Raw genomic sequence first — 14,765 nt, 5'->3', positions numbered from 1 at the left:
TCACCCCATGTATCTCTTGAGTTCGCGGTAGGCCAGCGACCGCTTGTGGACCTCGTCGGGGCCGTCGGCGAACCGCAGCGACCGCGCCCCCGCCCACAGCGCCGCCAGCGGGAAGTCCTGGCTGAGGCCGCCGGCGCCGTGCGCCTGGATGGCCTTGTCCAGGATCCACTCCACGGTCGCCGGGCCGGCGATCTTGATGGCCTGGATCTCGGTGTGCGCGCCCTTGTTGCCGACCGTGTCCATCAGCCAGGCCGTCTTCAGCACGAGCAGGCGCAACTGCTCGATGCGCACCCGGGACTCGGCGATCCAGTCCTGGATCACCCCCTGCCGGGCCAGCTGCTTGCCGAACGCCTCGCGCGACAGCACCCGGCGGCACATCAGCTCGACCGCCCGCTCGGCCATGCCGATGAGCCGCATGCAGTGGTGGATGCGGCCCGGCCCGAGCCGCGCCTGGGCGATGGCGAAGCCGCCGCCCTCCTCGCCGACGAGGTTGTCCACCGGCACCCGTACGTCCTCGAACACCACCTCGGCGTGGCCGCCGTGGTCGGCGTCGTCGTAGCCGAAGACCGTCATGCCGCGCCGGACGGTCAGGCCGGGGGTGTCGCGCGGGACCAGCACCATGCTCTGCTGCCGGTGTTTGGGCGCCTCCGGGTCGGTCTTGCCCATGACGATGAAGATCTTGCAGTTCGGGTTCATCGCGCCGGTGATGTACCACTTGCGGCCGTTGATGACGTACTCCCCGCCGTCCCTCCTGATGGAGGTCGCGATGTTCGTCGCGTCGGAGGAGGCCACCTCGGGCTCGGTCATCGCGAAGGCCGACCTGATCTCGCCGGCCAGTAGGGGCTCCAGGTACTCCTTGCGCTGCCACTCGCTGCCGAACTCCGCGAGCACCTCCATGTTGCCGGTGTCCGGGGCGGCGCAGTTGGTGGCGGGCGGCGCGATGCCGGGCGACCTGCCCATGATCTCCGCGAGCGGCGCGTACTGCAGGTTGGTCAGCCCCGCGCCGCGTTCCCCTGCTCTTTCGGAAGAGGGGAGGAAGAGGTTCCACAGCCCGCGCGAGCGGGCCTCGGCCTTGAGGTCCTCCAGCAGGGGCGGCGGACTCCACCCGCTGGCGGCCGCCTGTTCGTGGAAGGCGTGCTCGGCGGGGTGGACGCACTCGTCCATGAAGGCGAGCAGCCGCTCCCGATAGCGCTCCGTGGTCGCGTCGAACCCGAAATCCACTAGACCTCCATCAGGCCGCGGGCGACGATCGGGGCGACCTGGTCGCCGACCTCGGCGAAGCCCTCCCCGACCGTGAGCCCCTTGGTGTATCGGAAATGGATGCCCTCGGCGATCACCGCGAGCTTGAAGCAGGCGAGGCCGACGTACCAGCCGAGCCGGGACAGGTCACGGCCGGACGCCTCGCCGTAGTGCGCGGCCAGCTCGGAGCTGGGCGGCACCTCCCCGGCCGAGCCGCGGTCGAGCGAGGCGACCTCGCCGTAGAGGAGGAACAGCGCCAGGTCGGTGAGCGGGTCGCCGAGCGTGGACATCTCCCAGTCGAGCACGGCGCGCACCTCGCCGTCGGCGATCAGCGTGTTGCCGAGCTTGAAGTCCCCGTGGACGATCGCCGGCGGGCCGGAGGCGGGCACGTCCCGGGCGAGCCGCTCGTAGAGGTCGTCGATGCCGGGCACCTCGCGGCTGCGCGAGGCGTCGAGCTGCCGCTTCCACCGGGCGACCTGCCGCTCCAGGAAGCCCTCGGGCCTGCCGAAGTCGCCGAGGCCCACGCTCTCGGGGGTGATCGAGTGGAGTGCGGCCAGCACGTCCACCAGCCCGTGGGCGAGGGCGGGGGTGAGCGGCGGCTGCCCGCCCCGGACGTATTCCATGACGTAGAAGGGCGCGCCGACGACCTCGGCGTCCCGGCACAGGTGATAGGTGCGCGGGACCGGGACGCCGGTGTCCTGGAGCGCGCTCATCACCCGGTATTCGCGGCCCATGTCGTGCGCCGTCGCCAGGACGTGCCCGAGGGGCGGCCGCCGCACGACGTACGTGTCCTCGCCGTCTCCGACGACGTACGTCAGGTTGGACTTGCCCCCGACGATCAGCTCGGCGGTGAGAGGCCCCCGGGTCAGGCCCTCACGCCGGAGGTGTTCGGCGAGGCGGGCGAGGTCGAGGCCGGGCGGGTCAGGGTTCACAGGGGAAGCATACCGACCAGCCGGTATGTGTGTCGACAGAGCCGGAAGTGGTCGTCCCCTATCGGACCCGAGTGGCCCTCCGCTCGCACGATACGTCGCCGATACCGTCGTGCACATGACCGCGAAGATGCCCGCACCGGCCGTGCTCGACGGCCGCGTCGTACGCCTGGAGCCGCTCGCCCCCGGCCACGTGCCCGACCTGTTCCTCGTGGCGCAGGACGAGGAGGTCTGGCGGTTCCGGCCGGAGCCCGTGCCGGAGACCGAGGACGACACGCGCCGGATGGTGGACAGGCTGCTCGCCGATCCCCGCACCACGCAGTTCGCGGTGGTCCTCAAGGAGACGGGCCGGGCGATCGGCTCGACCGGCTACTGGGACGTCGGCGGCTTCGACGAGAGCGTGGAGATCGGCTCCACCTGGTACGGCAGGGCCTACTGGCGCACCGCCGTGAACACCGAGTGCAAGATCCTGCTGCTCGACCACGCCTTCGCCCTCGGGTTCGCCCGCGTGGTGCTGAAGACCGACATCCGCAACCTGCGGTCGCAGGCCGCCATCGAGCGCATCGGCGGCGTGCGGGAGGGCGTGCTCCGGCGGCAGTACCGCCGCCCGGACGGCACGTGGCGCGACAGCCCTCTCTACTCGATCCTCGACGACGAGTGGCCCGCCCACCGCGCCCGCCTGCTGTCCCCCCGGTAGATCACATGCTCGTGGCGACGCGGAGCAGGTCCCGGAAGGCGGCGTCCAGATCCTCGACGGGCGGCACGCCGCCCGCGCCGACGACCGCGTCGAACAGCAGCCCCTCGACGTAGGCGACCATCTGGCGGCCGTGCCGTACGGGGTCGGGCGAGCCGGCGGCGGCCAGCACCCCGGTGGCGAGCTCGCGGAAGCGGCGCCCTATCTCGTCGTAGGTCTTGCGCAGTTCCGGCCGCCGGGTCGCCTCCAGGGCCAGCTCGTATCGCGCGATCGTGGTCTCCCGGTGCACGGTGACCGCCGCGTGCGTCATCCTCGCCAGGAGGCGCGCCACCTCGTCCCGGGACACCTCGGCCTCGGGTCCGGTCGCGGCGGCGAAGACGGCCTCCTCGCGCTCGGCGAGCCGGGCCAGCGTCAGCTCGAGCAGCGCCGCGCGCGTACGCGCGTGGTTCGAGGTGGATCCCGGCGGCAACCCGGCGGCCTCGTCGACCGCCCGGTGGGTGAGGCCGCGCATCCCCCGCTCGGCCAGGATCGCGATGGCCGCGTCCGCGACGAGCACCGCACGCTGACTGCTCACCCTCACATCGTAGGGCCGGACTACAGCTGTAGTACGCTTACTACAGTTGTAGTGACAGGAGGCGGGCATGGCGCACGCGGTGGTGATCGGGGCGGGCATCGGCGGGCTGACGGCGGCCCTCGCCCTGACGGGCAAGGGGTGGTCGGTGACCGTCCTGGAACGGGCGGCGTCGATCGAGCCGGTGGGCGCCGGGCTGGCGGTCGCGCCCAACGCGCTCAGGGCGCTCGACGTGATCGGCGTCGGCGACGAGGTCAGGAAGCTCTCCGCGATCCAGGGCCGCAGCGGCATCCGGATGCCGGACGGCCGGTGGCTGTCGCGTACCACCGCGGAGGACGCCACCGCGCGGTACGGCGACCCGATCGTGCTGCTCGCGCGGTCGTCGCTGGTCGGGATCCTCGCCGAGCGGCTGCCGCCGGGAGCCCTGCGGGTGAACACGCGCGCCGAGTCGGCCGACCCCGCGACCGGGCGCGTCACCCTGGCGGCGAGCGACGCGGGGGCGGCGGAGACGATCGAGGCCGACCTCGTCGTGGCGGCGGACGGGATCAGGTCGCGGACCCGCGCCGCCCTGTTCCCCCGGCACCCCGCACCGGTCTACGCGGGCGTGACGAGCTGGCGGGCGATCGTGCCGCTGGCCGCCGTGACCGGCGCGTCGGAGACCTGGGGTGCGGGACGGCTCTTCGGGGTCATGCCGCTGGCGGGCGGTCAGGTGTACTGCTACGCCACCGCGCCGGTCCCCGCGGGGCTGCGCGCGGCGGACGAGAGGGAGGAACTGCTCCGGCTGTTCGGCCGCTGGCACGACCCGATCCCCGCGCTGCTGGCCGCCGCGGACCCGGAGGCCGTGCTCCGCAACGACGTCCACTGTCTCGACACCCCGCTGCCCGCCTTCCACGCGGGGCGGGTCGCGCTGCTGGGCGACGCGGCGCACCCCATGACGCCGAACCTCGGGCAGGGAGCCTGTCAGGCCATGGAGGACGCCGTCGTGCTCGCCGGGCTCGTCGCGCGCCACGGCGCGGATCCGGCCGCCGGGCTGGCGGCCTACAGCCGGGAACGGCTGGCGCGGACGACTCCGATCGTGCGGCGGTCGCGGGCGATCGGCCGGCTCACCCGGTGGCGCAATCCCCTGGCGGTCGCACTCCGCGACGGCGCGATGCGCGCGGCGGGCCGGTTCGGGCCGAACGTCGCGATGCGGCAGTTCGACCCGGTCTTCGACTGGCGGCCCTGAGGATCGCGGAGCTCAGGCGGCGGCTTCGGACGCGACCACCGGTTCGCCGCCCCTGTCCGGCTCGGCCGGCGCGGCGGCGGGCTTGGAATGGTCGGGGGCGAGGCGTCCGAGCGTGATCGTCCCGGCGATGAGCAGGGCCGCCGCGAGCAGGGCGGGGATCACCTTGTCCGTCTCGGTGGGCAGCGACTCGCCCAGCAGCAGGGCCCCGGCGGTGACGGAGGTGATGGGGTCGACGACCTGGACCCCGGCGTAGGCGATGCCGAAGTAGCCCACGGCGTACGACTTCTGCAGCAGCACCACGGCGCAGACCAGCAGCACCGGGATGGCCGCAGTGAACCAGTGCAGCAGGTGGCCGAGGTCGCCTTCGAGCCCGCCGCCGACGACCCGGACGAACGTGGACACGGTCGCGGTGACCGCACCGGCGCCGATCGCCATCAGCAGCGCCTTCGCCGGGCCCTTCAGCCAGCGGGCCGCGGTGAACGTGACGGCGACCACCAGGCCGATGCAGCCGATCAGCTCAAGGGCGTGCACGTCGGACAGGACCGGAGTCACGTTGTGCGCCGGGACCAGCAGCATCAGGCCGAGCAGGCCGACCGCCACCGCGATGGACCCGGCGATCTCTGCTCTGCGCGGGCGCCTGCCGTGCAGCGTCGCGGCGAGCGGCACCGCGAAGACGAGCGTCGCCACGCTCACGGGCTGGACGACGACGAGCGGCGCCAGGCTGAGCGCCACCGCGTGCAGCGACGCCCCGGTGAAACCGATGATGCCGCCGATCCACCAGCGGGGCCTTCTGACGAGCGCGAGGGTCGCCCCCTCGCTCACCGCCTCGAACTGCTGCAGCGCCGCGCCCAGGGCGTACCCCAGCGCGCCGACGAGGGCGATCGCCACTCCCACCCAGGTCATGCGCGCCCGCCGGTGTGTCGAGAAATCACCACGCAAGCCTAGTGGGACCCGGCGGGCGCCGAGGGAGCTCGCGACACAAGTGGGGCTTTCCGGGCAGATCCCGGGATCCGCGGCGGCGCGGATCCCGGGGACGAAGGACGTGCGGCGGACGTACGGCTCAGTCGGTGCCGCTGGACAGCGCGATGTCGATGACGCCGGTGTTCTCGCTCACCCAGGTGGCGGACAGGCCGCCCTCCTTCACCAGCGCCTCGCCGGTGACCTTGAGCACGCCGATCCGCTTGCCCGCGAGCGCAAGTTCGAGGACGTTGAGGTTCTCCGTCACCCAGGGCGCCGACAGGCCGCCCTCCTTCACCAAAGCCGCGCCGCCGCCCTTGACGACGCCGATGCGATCGCCGGCGAGGACGAGCTGCTTGACGGCCGTGTTCTCGGTCACCCAGGTGGCCGAGAGGCCGCCCTCCTTCACGAGGGCGGCACCGTCCGCCCGCAGCACGCCGATGCGGTCGCCGGCCAGCGCGAGCTGCTTGGCGTTGTCGTGCTCCAGCACCCAGGTGGCGGACAGGCCGCCCTCCTTCACCCAGGCCTTGCCGTCGGCCGTCAGCACCCCGATCCGGTTCCCGGACAGCGCCAGCTGCTTGACGCCCCCGTCGTGCTCGAGCACCCAGGTCGCCGACAGGCCGCCCTCCTTCACCAAAGCCCTGCCGTCCCCGGTGACGACGCCGATGCGGTCGCCCGACAGCGCGAGCTGCTTGATGCCGGCGTCGTGCTCCAGCACCCAGGTGCCCGACAGGCCGCCCTCCTTCACCCAGGCCTTGCCGTCCCCGGTGACGACGCCGATCCGGTCGCCCGCGAGCGCGATCTGGATGACCCCGTCGTGCTCGAGCACCCAGGTCGCCGACAGGCCGCCCTCCTTGACCAGAGCGTCGCCGCCGGCCTTGAGCACGCCGATCCGGGGCGGGGCGACGGCCGCCCGCGCGGGCTTTCCGGGCTGCGCCTGCGCGCTCGCCGGGGCGGTGGCCGATCCGGCCAGCAGCAGGCTCGCCGCGCAGGCGACCCCCACCCCGAGGGAGACCAGGCCGGGGCGTGTCGCTGAACGAGTCGTCATGAATGCCTCCGCGTCGCATCGGGCGGGCCCCCTGCCCGCCGAGATCGATCACGCAGAGACTAGATTCGTTCACGCGATGTAATCACGCTTCCTGCATCGCTAGGAGAGTCGGCCACACTGTGCGCGTTTCACGGCCACCGGGGCCGTTTCAGGATCTCTCCGGGCAGACGCAGAGAAGGTGCCCCTCCGGGTCGGCGAGCACCACCCAGTCGCCCGGCTGGAACTCCGGCTTGGTCGCCCCGAGCGCAATGTACTCCTCCACCGCCTTGGCCACGTCGGGCACCCGGAAGTCGAGGTGGAACTGCTTGTCCCCGCCGGGCCAGGAGGGGGCCTTCCGCTCGGGGACGCGCTGGAAGTAGATGCTCGTCGTGCCGTCGCCGATCCCGGCGTACTCCTCCTCGGCGTACTGCACCTCGAATCCGGTGATCTGCGAGTAGAACTCGGCAAGCCTCTTCGGCTCGGCGCAGTCGATGGTCACGGCGATGAGCTTCGCGATCGTTGTCATGGCCGACATCCTGCCGCCTATTCCTGTCAGGGAGTGTCAGGTACCCGCACCACCGGAATCTTCGCCGATAGTGGGACCATGAACCGGGCATGTGGAACCAGTCCGGCAGGCGAGTCGTTGGAGCGGGTGTGGCGCGGGTAGGTGCATGGATCAGGCGGTTCCTGGAGAAGCCGGGAAGTGTCGACCTGGCCCCCTTCCAGCGGATCGTCGCCGAAGCGGGCGAACTCGAGAGCGAGGTGGCCCGGCGGGCCGGCCTCCGTCCCGCGGAGCCGGATCCCGGCTGGGTCGGCAGCGCCGACTTCTGCGCGGTGATGCGGGAGGCGGCCCGCCGGGCGCTCGGCCAGCGGCCGTACGACGTGCAGCTCGTGGGCGTGCTCGCCATGCTGGAGGGCAACGTCGTGCAGATGGCCACCGGCGAGGGCAAGACGCTCGTCGGCGCCCTGGCCGCGGCCGGGTACGCGTTGCGCGGCGCGCGGGTCCACGCGGTCTCCGTGAACGACTACCTGGCCCGCCGCGACGCCGAGTGGATGGGGCCGTTGTACGAGACGCTCGGCCTCACGGCCGGGTGGATCGGCGAGACCTCGGCCCCCGAGGAGCGCCGGGCGGGGTACGCGTGCGACGTCACGTACGGCGCCGTCAGCGAGCTGGGCTTCGACGTGCTGCGCGACCGTCTGCGGACGGATCCGGCCGAGCTGGTCGTGCCCACTCCGGAGATCGCGCTCGTGGACGAGGCCGACTCGGTGCTCGTGGACGAGGCCCGCGTGCCGCTGGTGCTGGCCGGAACGGCCGACCCGGGCACGGCGCTGCCCGAGATGGCGGCCCTCGTGCGGCGGCTGTCGCGCGGCTACCACTACACGATCGACGAGGAGGGACGCAGCGTCTTCCTCACCCCCAAGGGCACCGACACGGTCGAGAAGGCCCTCGGGATCGACCTCTACGAGCACCCCGGCGTGGTGACCCAGGTCAACCTCGCCCTGCACGCCCACGCGCTGCTGACCCGGGACGTCGACTACATCGTCAGGGACGGCCGGGTCCACCTGATCAACACCTCGCGCGGCCGGGTCGCGGTGCTGCAGCGCTGGCCGGACGGGCTCCAGGCGGCCGTGGAGGCCAAGGAGCACCTGCCGGCGTCGGAGACGGGCGAGATCCTCGACTCGATGACCGTGCAGAGCCTCATCCGCCGCTACCCGCGTGTGTGCGGCATGACGGGCACCGCGATCGCCGTGGCCGAGCAGCTGCGGGAGTTCTACGACCTCAAGGTCGCGGTCATCCCGCCCAACAAGCCGTGCGTACGGGTGGACGAGCCCGACCGGATCTTCGCCACGCTGGAGGACAAGGAACGGGCGCTGCTCGAGGAGATCGAGACCCGGCACGCCACCGGGCAACCGATCCTCGTCGGCACGCTCGACGTCGCCGAGTCCGAGCGCCTGGCCGGGGCCCTGGAGGCCAGGGGCCTGCGCGCGACCGTGCTGAACGCGAAGAACGACGCCGAGGAGGCGCAGATCATCGCGAAGGCCGGCCGCCGCGGCGCGATCACGGTCTCCACCCAGATGGCCGGACGCGGCACCGACATCCGGCTCGGCGCCGGCGAGCCCGGCGAGGAGCAGGAGGTCGCCGGGCTCGGCGGGCTCTACGTCATCGGCACCGGCAGGCACGAGAGCAGCAGGCTGGACGACCAGCTCCGCGGCCGGGCGGGACGGCAGGGCGACCCCGGCGGCTCGGTCTTCTTCGTCAGCGGCGAGGACACGCTCCTCACCGCGTACGCGCCGGACCAGTCGCTGCCCCCGGCCGGCCGCGACGGCGTCGTGACCGGCGCCGACGCCGCCGGACTGGTGGCGCACGCGCAGCGCGTGGCGGAGGGCGTCAACCTGGAGATCCACCGCAACACCTGGCGCTACACACGGCAGCAGGAGCACCAGCGGGCGGAGGTGCTGGACCGGCGCGACCGCGTCCTGCACGGCGACACCGGGGCGCGGGCGCTGGAGCAGGCCTGCCCCGAGCGCTACCGCGAGCTGTGCGACGAGGCCGGCCGGGAGCCCGTCGAGCGGGCCGCCCGGCAGATCGTGCTGTATCACCTCGACCGCTGCTGGACCGAGCACCTCGGTTTCCTCGCCGACCTGCGCGAGGGCATCCACCTGCGGGCCCTCGGCCGGCTGAACCCGCTGGACGAGTTCAACCGCGAGGCCGTTCCGGCCTACCGGGCCATGCTCGACGAGGTCGAGCGGCGTTCCAAGGAGACCTTCGAGAAGGCCGACGTCACCCGGGACCTCGCGGAGCAGGGCCTCAAGCGGCCCACGGCCACCTGGACCTACCTGGTGCAGGACAACCCGTTCGGCTCGGAGTGGGACCGCGTGCTCAAGCGCGTGGCCGGGACGCTCAAGCGCAAGCGGTAGCGGCCCGCGGCGGCGTCCCTACCGCTTGCGGTGGCGGCCCGCGTGCGCGTGCGCGGGGCGGCTCAGCACGGCCTTGGCGCCGACGGCGACGAGCGCGCACACGACGATCGCGACCGAGAACGCGGGAACGGCCGCCTCGTCGAGCTGCCCGCTCGCGGCCGACGCCGGAGCGAACGCCGGGGAGGCCGTCGCCTCGCCGGTCCTCGCCGTCTTCACGGTGTTCTCCGTGCTCTTCACCGTGCTCTTCACCGTGGTCTTCGCCGTGGTCTTCGCGACGGCCGCGGGTGCGGAAGACGCGCCGCCCTTGCCCGCCGTCGCGGCCGAGAGGGGGGACATCCCGGCTCCGGCCGCCTGGATCCGCGCGGCGGGCTCGGCGGGCGACACGGGGGTCGCGGACGGGACCACGGCTGGAGCCACGGACGGGGTCGCGGAGGCAGCGGGCGCCGCTGAGGCAGCGGGGGCCGGGCTCTCCTCCTTCACGCCGGGGGCGGACGCGGGAGCGGCGTCCTCGGGTGCGGCGGGAGTCGCGGAGGGGGCGGGAGCCGCGGTGGGACACGGCGGCGGGGGCTCCGCGTGGTCCCTGACGCCGTACGCGCCGGTCGAGAACGGCCTGGGCGCGCCCGTCTTGCCGAGGCCCTTGCCCCACTGGGTGATCACGTACTTCACCGGGATGTGGCCGAGGCCGCCCGCGTCCTCGACGGTGAGCGAGCGGGCGTTCCAGGTGCCGCCGGTGAGCTCGGCGAACGTCTTGCCGTCGAGGTCGAGCATGACCCCGCTGCTGGAGGGCACGCCGGGGCCGCGGTCGCCGACGAAGAATTCGGCCTTCTTCCCCTTGTAGATCACATAGCCCTTGGTGCCCATCGGCCAGCTCGGGCTGGCGGCCAGGCCCTTCTGCATCGGCTTCCCCGACGCGGGGGCGCCGGTGTCGCCGTTGATGCCCGACCCGTCGTCCCAGAAGTACGACGCGGTCGTCTTGCCGGAGTGAAGGACGATCTCGCCTTCGGCCGTCGGGCAGCCGACCGCCGGGATGGCGGGCGCCTTCGGCGCGGGTGCGTCGGCGGCTTCGGCGCGCGCCTCGGCCGGTTCCGGCCCGAGGACGTGGCTCACGACGGTCGCGATGTCGGCGTGGGCGTGCTGGGGGCCCGCCGGGGCGGGGCGGGCGGGGGCGTCCTGCCGGTGCGGGGACACGGCGGCCGCGTGGTGCGTCTTGCCCTTCGCCGGGCTCGTCTGCTCCCGGAGGGCGTCGTTGTGGGGGTCCGCGTAGCTGGAAATGGGGGATCTCCTGACTGGTCACGGTCGGATAACCGGACACTAGGCCAAGAACACCCCAAATCTCGACATCGCGGACAAAAGTTTTACTTTCTGGACGAATATCCCAGGAAGTGGCAAAGTCGGATGTGGACGCGCCCCCCTTCCGGGGGGGCTGAAGGGAAGGAGGGCACGCAAAGCCAGGGGCCCGTCGCCCCCCGCCGAGCTGGGCATACGGGCCGGGCATGACTGAAATTTTCAGCCGCTACGCCTGTTCGCCGCGCAGGACGGCGGCGGGGATCGGGATGGCCGGGAACGGGTTGTCCGGCAGGAGGATCAACCGGCGCGGCGCGGCCCGCTCCGCGGCCTCCAGATGCAGCAGAGCCGCCCCGATGCCCGCGGCTCCGACCATGTATCCGGTGTCCGCCGTGACCTCTCCGGGCCGCAGCCGCCGGTACGCCTGATACCAGCGGAAGCCGGCGTCGTCGCCCGCGGTCGCCCGCCCGATCAGGTCGATCGCGAGCGTGCGCGCGAAGTCGAGGTACGGCCCGCATCCCGTGGCCGCGTACAGACCCACGAAGCAGTCGATCAGCCCGGCGGTGCCGCAGCACAGGCAGGCCACGTCCCAGTGGCCCGGCGGCCGGGACCCGGGCACCCCGCTCTGCACGATCCCGTGCGCGAGCCGCTCCACCCAGTCGAGATCGCCCGGGTCGCCGGTGACCCGGTGCAGTTCGTAGAACATCCGGGCCACCCCCGCGGACCCCGAGCAGAAGCCGAGGTAGTGGAGCCTGCGGCCCTGCGGGAGGTGATGCGGCACGAGCGCGCACCTGTCGGTGACCACGCTGACCGTCCGGACGAAGTCGGCGCCCCGGCGGGCCGCCGCGAGGAACCGCTCGTCGCGGGTCACGCCGTACAGCCGGGCGAGCAGGAAGGCCGTGCCCGCCGTCCCGGACAGGAACCCGGGGGTGACGGCGTCCACGGGCAGGTCGGGGACGGCGTCCCCGCCGAAGCGGTGCCCGGGGACGGCGAGGCCCGCGATGCGCTCCCCCGCCTCGATCGCCACCTCCTCGTACGCCGGGACGCCGAGGATGCCCGCCGCGTGCAGCAGGGCGAGCACGATCCCCCCGTCACCGCGCTGCGCCGGGTCCCCGGTCCAGCCGATGCCGCCGCCGAGCGGACGGGCGTCGCGGACGAGGCGGTCGGCGGCGGCTCGGGCCGCCCCGAAGACCTCCTCGTCGCCGGTGGCCCACCCCGTCTCCGCCAGCACGAAGACCGCGCCCGCGAGCCCGTGGTAGAAGGTCGGGTCACGCTGCTCCGGCCAGGTGGCGGCGAGCCGGCGGGCTCCCGCGAGCGCGTCCCGCAGGTACGCCTCGTGGCCGGTGGCGGCGGCGAGTTCGAGGAAGAACAGCACGACGCCGGCCGCGCCGGCGTACAGGGAGGACGCGTCCCCGGCGCCGGACGACCGCCCCCGGGGATCGGGGTTGGCCCGCCATCGCCGTCCCAGGTCGTCGTCGATCCCCGCCGACCGCACCCAGCGCGCGGCCGTGACGGCGGCGGTGACAGGGCTCTCACGGGGCCAGGCGCTCATCACCCCAGTCTCCCACAAAGCTGGTAGGAAATTAAGGCTACCACTCGTACAAACGGAAGCCTACGGGGAGTCGCGCGCCGATCACACCGTCGGCACGGGAACGTCGGGGTGGCGCGCCGTGGCGACCGGGGCCGGCGGCGGCGCGGACGGGAGTCCGAGCAGTGTCCTGGCGTGGGCGATCGCGGCCGGCGTGTCCGGGAAGACGAGGCCGTCGCGGCGGAGATGATCGGCCACCCCGAGCCCGCTGAGGACTTCGTCGTGGCCCGGCCGGATGCCCGACAGCAGCACGGTGATCCCCCTGCCCTCGAGCCGGGTGATCACGTCGCCGAGGACGCCCGCGCCGGTGGCGTCGATCGTGGACACGCGCGACATGCGCAGGATGACCACCCGCACGTCGGCGACCTCCGACAACTCCAGCAGGAAGCGGTGGGCCGCGCCGAAGAACAGCGGCCCGTCGAACCGGTAGGCCACGATGTGCTCGGCCAGCAGGCGCCGTTCCTCGTCGCCGTGGTCGCCGGTCTCCAGCGGGACCTGCTCGATCTGGGCGCTGCGCGCGACGGCCCGCAGGGCGAGCACGATCGCGACGCCGACGCCGACCGCGACGGCGGTGACGAGGTCGAAGACGACGGTCACGGCGAAGGTGAGGACCATGACCGCGGCGTCGCCCCGGGTGGCCCGGGCGATCGCGCGCAGCGACCCGACCTCGACCATGCGGACCGTGGTGGCCAGCAGCACCCCGGCCAGCGCGGCGAGCGGAATGCGCCCCACCAGGCCGCCCGCACTGAACACGATGACGGCCAGCACGACGGCGTGCGTGAGGGCGGCCAGGCGTGAGCGCGCGCCCGAGCGGACGTTGACGGCCGTACGGGCGATCGCGGCGGTGGCGGGGATGCCGCCGAAGAGCGGGGAGACGACGTTCGCCAGGCCCTGCCCGAACAGCTCACGGTCGGGGTCGTGGCGCTCCCCCACGCTCATGCCGTCGGCGACGGAGGCGCACAGCAGGCTCTCCAGCGCCCCGAGGGCGGCCACCGCGAAGGCCGCCGGGAGCAGCGACGTGATGGCGCCGACGTCGAGGAAGCCCATCGACGGCGCGGGCAGCCCGGCCGGGAGGGTCCCGATGCGGGCGACGTCCAGCCCGGCGACCTCGGCCACGACCGTGGCCGCGACGACCGTGAGGAAGGAGAACGGCACCGCCGGCCTCCACCGCGCCCCCAGCAGCATGGCCGCCGCGACCACCAGCGCCAGCACGATCGGCACCGGGCGCGGGTCGCGCGCGAAGTTCGCGACGGCGTCACCGGCCGCCTGCCACACCCGCTCCCCCTCGCCCTTCACGCCGAGCGCCGCGGGCACCTGCTGCAGCGCGATCACGACGGCGATGCCCGCCGTGAAACCCTCGATGACGGGGGTGGGCATGTAGCGGGCGTACCTGCCGACCCGGGCCAGGCCGAGCGCGACGAGCACGATCCCGGCGAGCAGGCCGACCGCGAGCACGCCGGTCGGGCCGTGCGTGTGCACGATCGGCACGAGGACGACGGTCATCGCCCCCGTCGGGCCCGAGACCTGGAGGTTGCTGCCGCCGAAGACGGCGGCCACCGCGCCCGCGACGACGGCGGTCGCCAGGCCGGCCTGCGCGCCGAGGCCGGAGCCGACCCCGAAGGCCAGCGCGAGCGGCAGGGCCACCACCGCGACCGTGAGACCGGCGATCAGGTCGCGGCCGGGGCTGCGGCGGGCCGGTCGCCAGTCGGCGGGCGAGGGCAGCAGCCCCGCGACCCGCGCGTACAGCAGTCTGGCCGCGCCGGTCACTTCGCCGCCTCCGCCTGGAGCTCGGCCAGCAGCTCGCCCTGGCCCGTGATCATGTCGGTGAGGATCCGCCGGGCCGCCGCGAGCAGGTCCACCACGTCGGGGGTGGCCAGCGAGTAGACCACCGTGCCCCCCTCCCTGACCGCGCTCACCAGGCCGGTACGGCGCAGCACGGCGAGCTGCTGGGACAGGTTCGACGGCTCCACCTCGATCTCGCCGAGCAGTTCGCGGACCGGGCGGGGGCCGTCCCGCAGGAGTTCGAGCACGCGGATGCGCACCGGGTGTCCTAAGGTGCGGAAGAAGTCGGCCTTGGCCTGATAGAGGGGAACGGGCATCGGGGTCACTCCGTCTCTCCCGCCGCCTCCAGGCTGATCCCGTGGTCGGCGGCCAGCCGCGTCAGGTTGTCCAGCCGGCCGGAGGCGATCTGGACTCCGTGCTCGTCGCCGGCCTCCCGCGCCCGCCGCAGTTCCTCGTGCGCCTCTCCGAGCCGGGCGCGCAGCTCCGCCGTGAACTCGTGCATGTCGTCCTCTCGTCCGTCCGACGGGCACAGCATATTCGCAATATGAAG

At 73.4% G+C, this 14,765-nt stretch carries 14 protein-coding genes; 3 read left to right on the top strand and 11 right to left on the bottom strand.

The annotated features are described in order from the left end of the window. Both AAH991_RS06060 and AAH991_RS06055 read right to left on the bottom strand, forming a co-directional pair. Positions 1-1,221: an acyl-CoA dehydrogenase family protein gene (locus AAH991_RS06060; protein WP_346224737.1), complete on the bottom strand. Its 1,221-nt coding sequence runs from the start codon at positions 1,219-1,221 to the stop codon at positions 1-3. Continuing rightward, a complete protein-coding gene (locus AAH991_RS06055; protein ID WP_346224736.1) occupies positions 1,221-2,171 on the bottom strand; it encodes a phosphotransferase family protein in 951 nt (316 codons plus the stop codon). The genes AAH991_RS06060 and AAH991_RS06055 overlap by 1 nt, the downstream gene beginning before the upstream one ends. 115 nt (positions 2,172-2,286) lie before the next feature. On the opposite strand from AAH991_RS06055, the gene AAH991_RS06050 reads away from it, so the two are divergent. Further along, positions 2,287-2,865: a GNAT family N-acetyltransferase gene (locus AAH991_RS06050; protein WP_346224735.1), complete on the top strand. Its 579-nt coding sequence runs from the start codon at positions 2,287-2,289 to the stop codon at positions 2,863-2,865. A 1-nt stretch (position 2,866) separates the two neighbouring features. On the opposite strand, the gene AAH991_RS06045 is transcribed toward AAH991_RS06050, so the two are convergent. Then, the gene (locus tag AAH991_RS06045; protein WP_346224734.1) at positions 2,867-3,436 is read right to left on the bottom strand and encodes a TetR/AcrR family transcriptional regulator; all 570 of its coding nucleotides are present in this window, start codon (positions 3,434-3,436) and stop codon (positions 2,867-2,869) included. A 67-nt stretch (positions 3,437-3,503) separates the two neighbouring features. On the opposite strand from AAH991_RS06045, the gene AAH991_RS06040 reads away from it, so the two are divergent. Then, positions 3,504-4,658: an FAD-dependent monooxygenase gene (locus AAH991_RS06040; protein WP_346224733.1), complete on the top strand. Its 1,155-nt coding sequence runs from the start codon at positions 3,504-3,506 to the stop codon at positions 4,656-4,658. A 12-nt stretch (positions 4,659-4,670) separates the two neighbouring features. Here the strand turns inward: AAH991_RS06040 and AAH991_RS06035 are convergent, their stop codons facing one another. The 3 genes from AAH991_RS06035 to AAH991_RS06025 form a co-directional block, all read right to left on the bottom strand. After that, entirely contained in the window at positions 4,671-5,561 is an 891-nt protein-coding gene (locus AAH991_RS06035; protein ID WP_346224732.1) for a DMT family transporter, read from the bottom strand. A 157-nt stretch (positions 5,562-5,718) separates the two neighbouring features. Then, a complete protein-coding gene (locus AAH991_RS06030) occupies positions 5,719-6,663 on the bottom strand; it encodes a hypothetical protein (RefSeq protein ID WP_346224731.1) in 945 nt (314 codons plus the stop codon). A gap of 148 nt (positions 6,664-6,811) precedes the next feature. Then, positions 6,812-7,168, bottom strand: a complete 357-nt coding sequence (locus AAH991_RS06025; protein ID WP_346224730.1) for a VOC family protein — start codon at positions 7,166-7,168, stop codon at positions 6,812-6,814. Between the two features lie 128 nt (positions 7,169-7,296). On the opposite strand from AAH991_RS06025, the gene secA2 reads away from it, so the two are divergent. Then, positions 7,297-9,561, top strand: coding sequence for an accessory Sec system translocase SecA2 (gene secA2 / locus AAH991_RS06020; protein WP_346224729.1), 2,265 nt, complete (start codon positions 7,297-7,299; stop codon positions 9,559-9,561). Positions 9,562-9,579: 18 nt separating this feature from the next. Here secA2 and AAH991_RS06015 read toward each other — a convergent pair whose 3' ends face one another. From AAH991_RS06015 to AAH991_RS05995, 5 genes are all read right to left on the bottom strand, one after another. Beyond that, on the bottom strand, positions 9,580-10,749 hold the full coding sequence (locus AAH991_RS06015) for a hypothetical protein (protein ID WP_428833947.1): 1,170 nt from the start codon (positions 10,747-10,749) through the stop codon (positions 9,580-9,582). 325 nt (positions 10,750-11,074) lie between these two features. Next, positions 11,075-12,397 carry a lanthionine synthetase LanC family protein gene (locus AAH991_RS06010; RefSeq protein WP_346224728.1) on the bottom strand — a complete coding sequence of 441 codons (1,323 nt, stop codon included), beginning with the start codon at positions 12,395-12,397 and terminating at the stop codon, positions 11,075-11,077. 81 nt (positions 12,398-12,478) lie between these two features. Then, positions 12,479-14,200: a SulP family inorganic anion transporter gene (locus AAH991_RS06005; RefSeq protein ID WP_346224727.1), complete on the bottom strand. Its 1,722-nt coding sequence runs from the start codon at positions 14,198-14,200 to the stop codon at positions 12,479-12,481. Continuing rightward, the gene (locus AAH991_RS06000; RefSeq protein WP_346224726.1) at positions 14,197-14,532 is read right to left on the bottom strand and encodes an ArsR/SmtB family transcription factor; all 336 of its coding nucleotides are present in this window, start codon (positions 14,530-14,532) and stop codon (positions 14,197-14,199) included. The genes AAH991_RS06005 and AAH991_RS06000 overlap by 4 nt, the downstream gene beginning before the upstream one ends. Positions 14,533-14,537: 5 nt before the next feature. Then, entirely contained in the window at positions 14,538-14,717 is a 180-nt protein-coding gene (locus tag AAH991_RS05995) for a hypothetical protein (protein WP_346224725.1), read from the bottom strand. Positions 14,718-14,765 lie beyond the last annotated feature (48 nt).

Source organism: Microbispora sp. ZYX-F-249 (assembly GCF_039649665.1).
Taxonomy (GTDB): domain Bacteria; phylum Actinomycetota; class Actinomycetes; order Streptosporangiales; family Streptosporangiaceae; genus Microbispora; species Microbispora maris.
The sequence above is the reverse complement of the archived record's forward strand: the minus strand, read 5'-3'. Positions and strand labels throughout refer to the sequence as shown.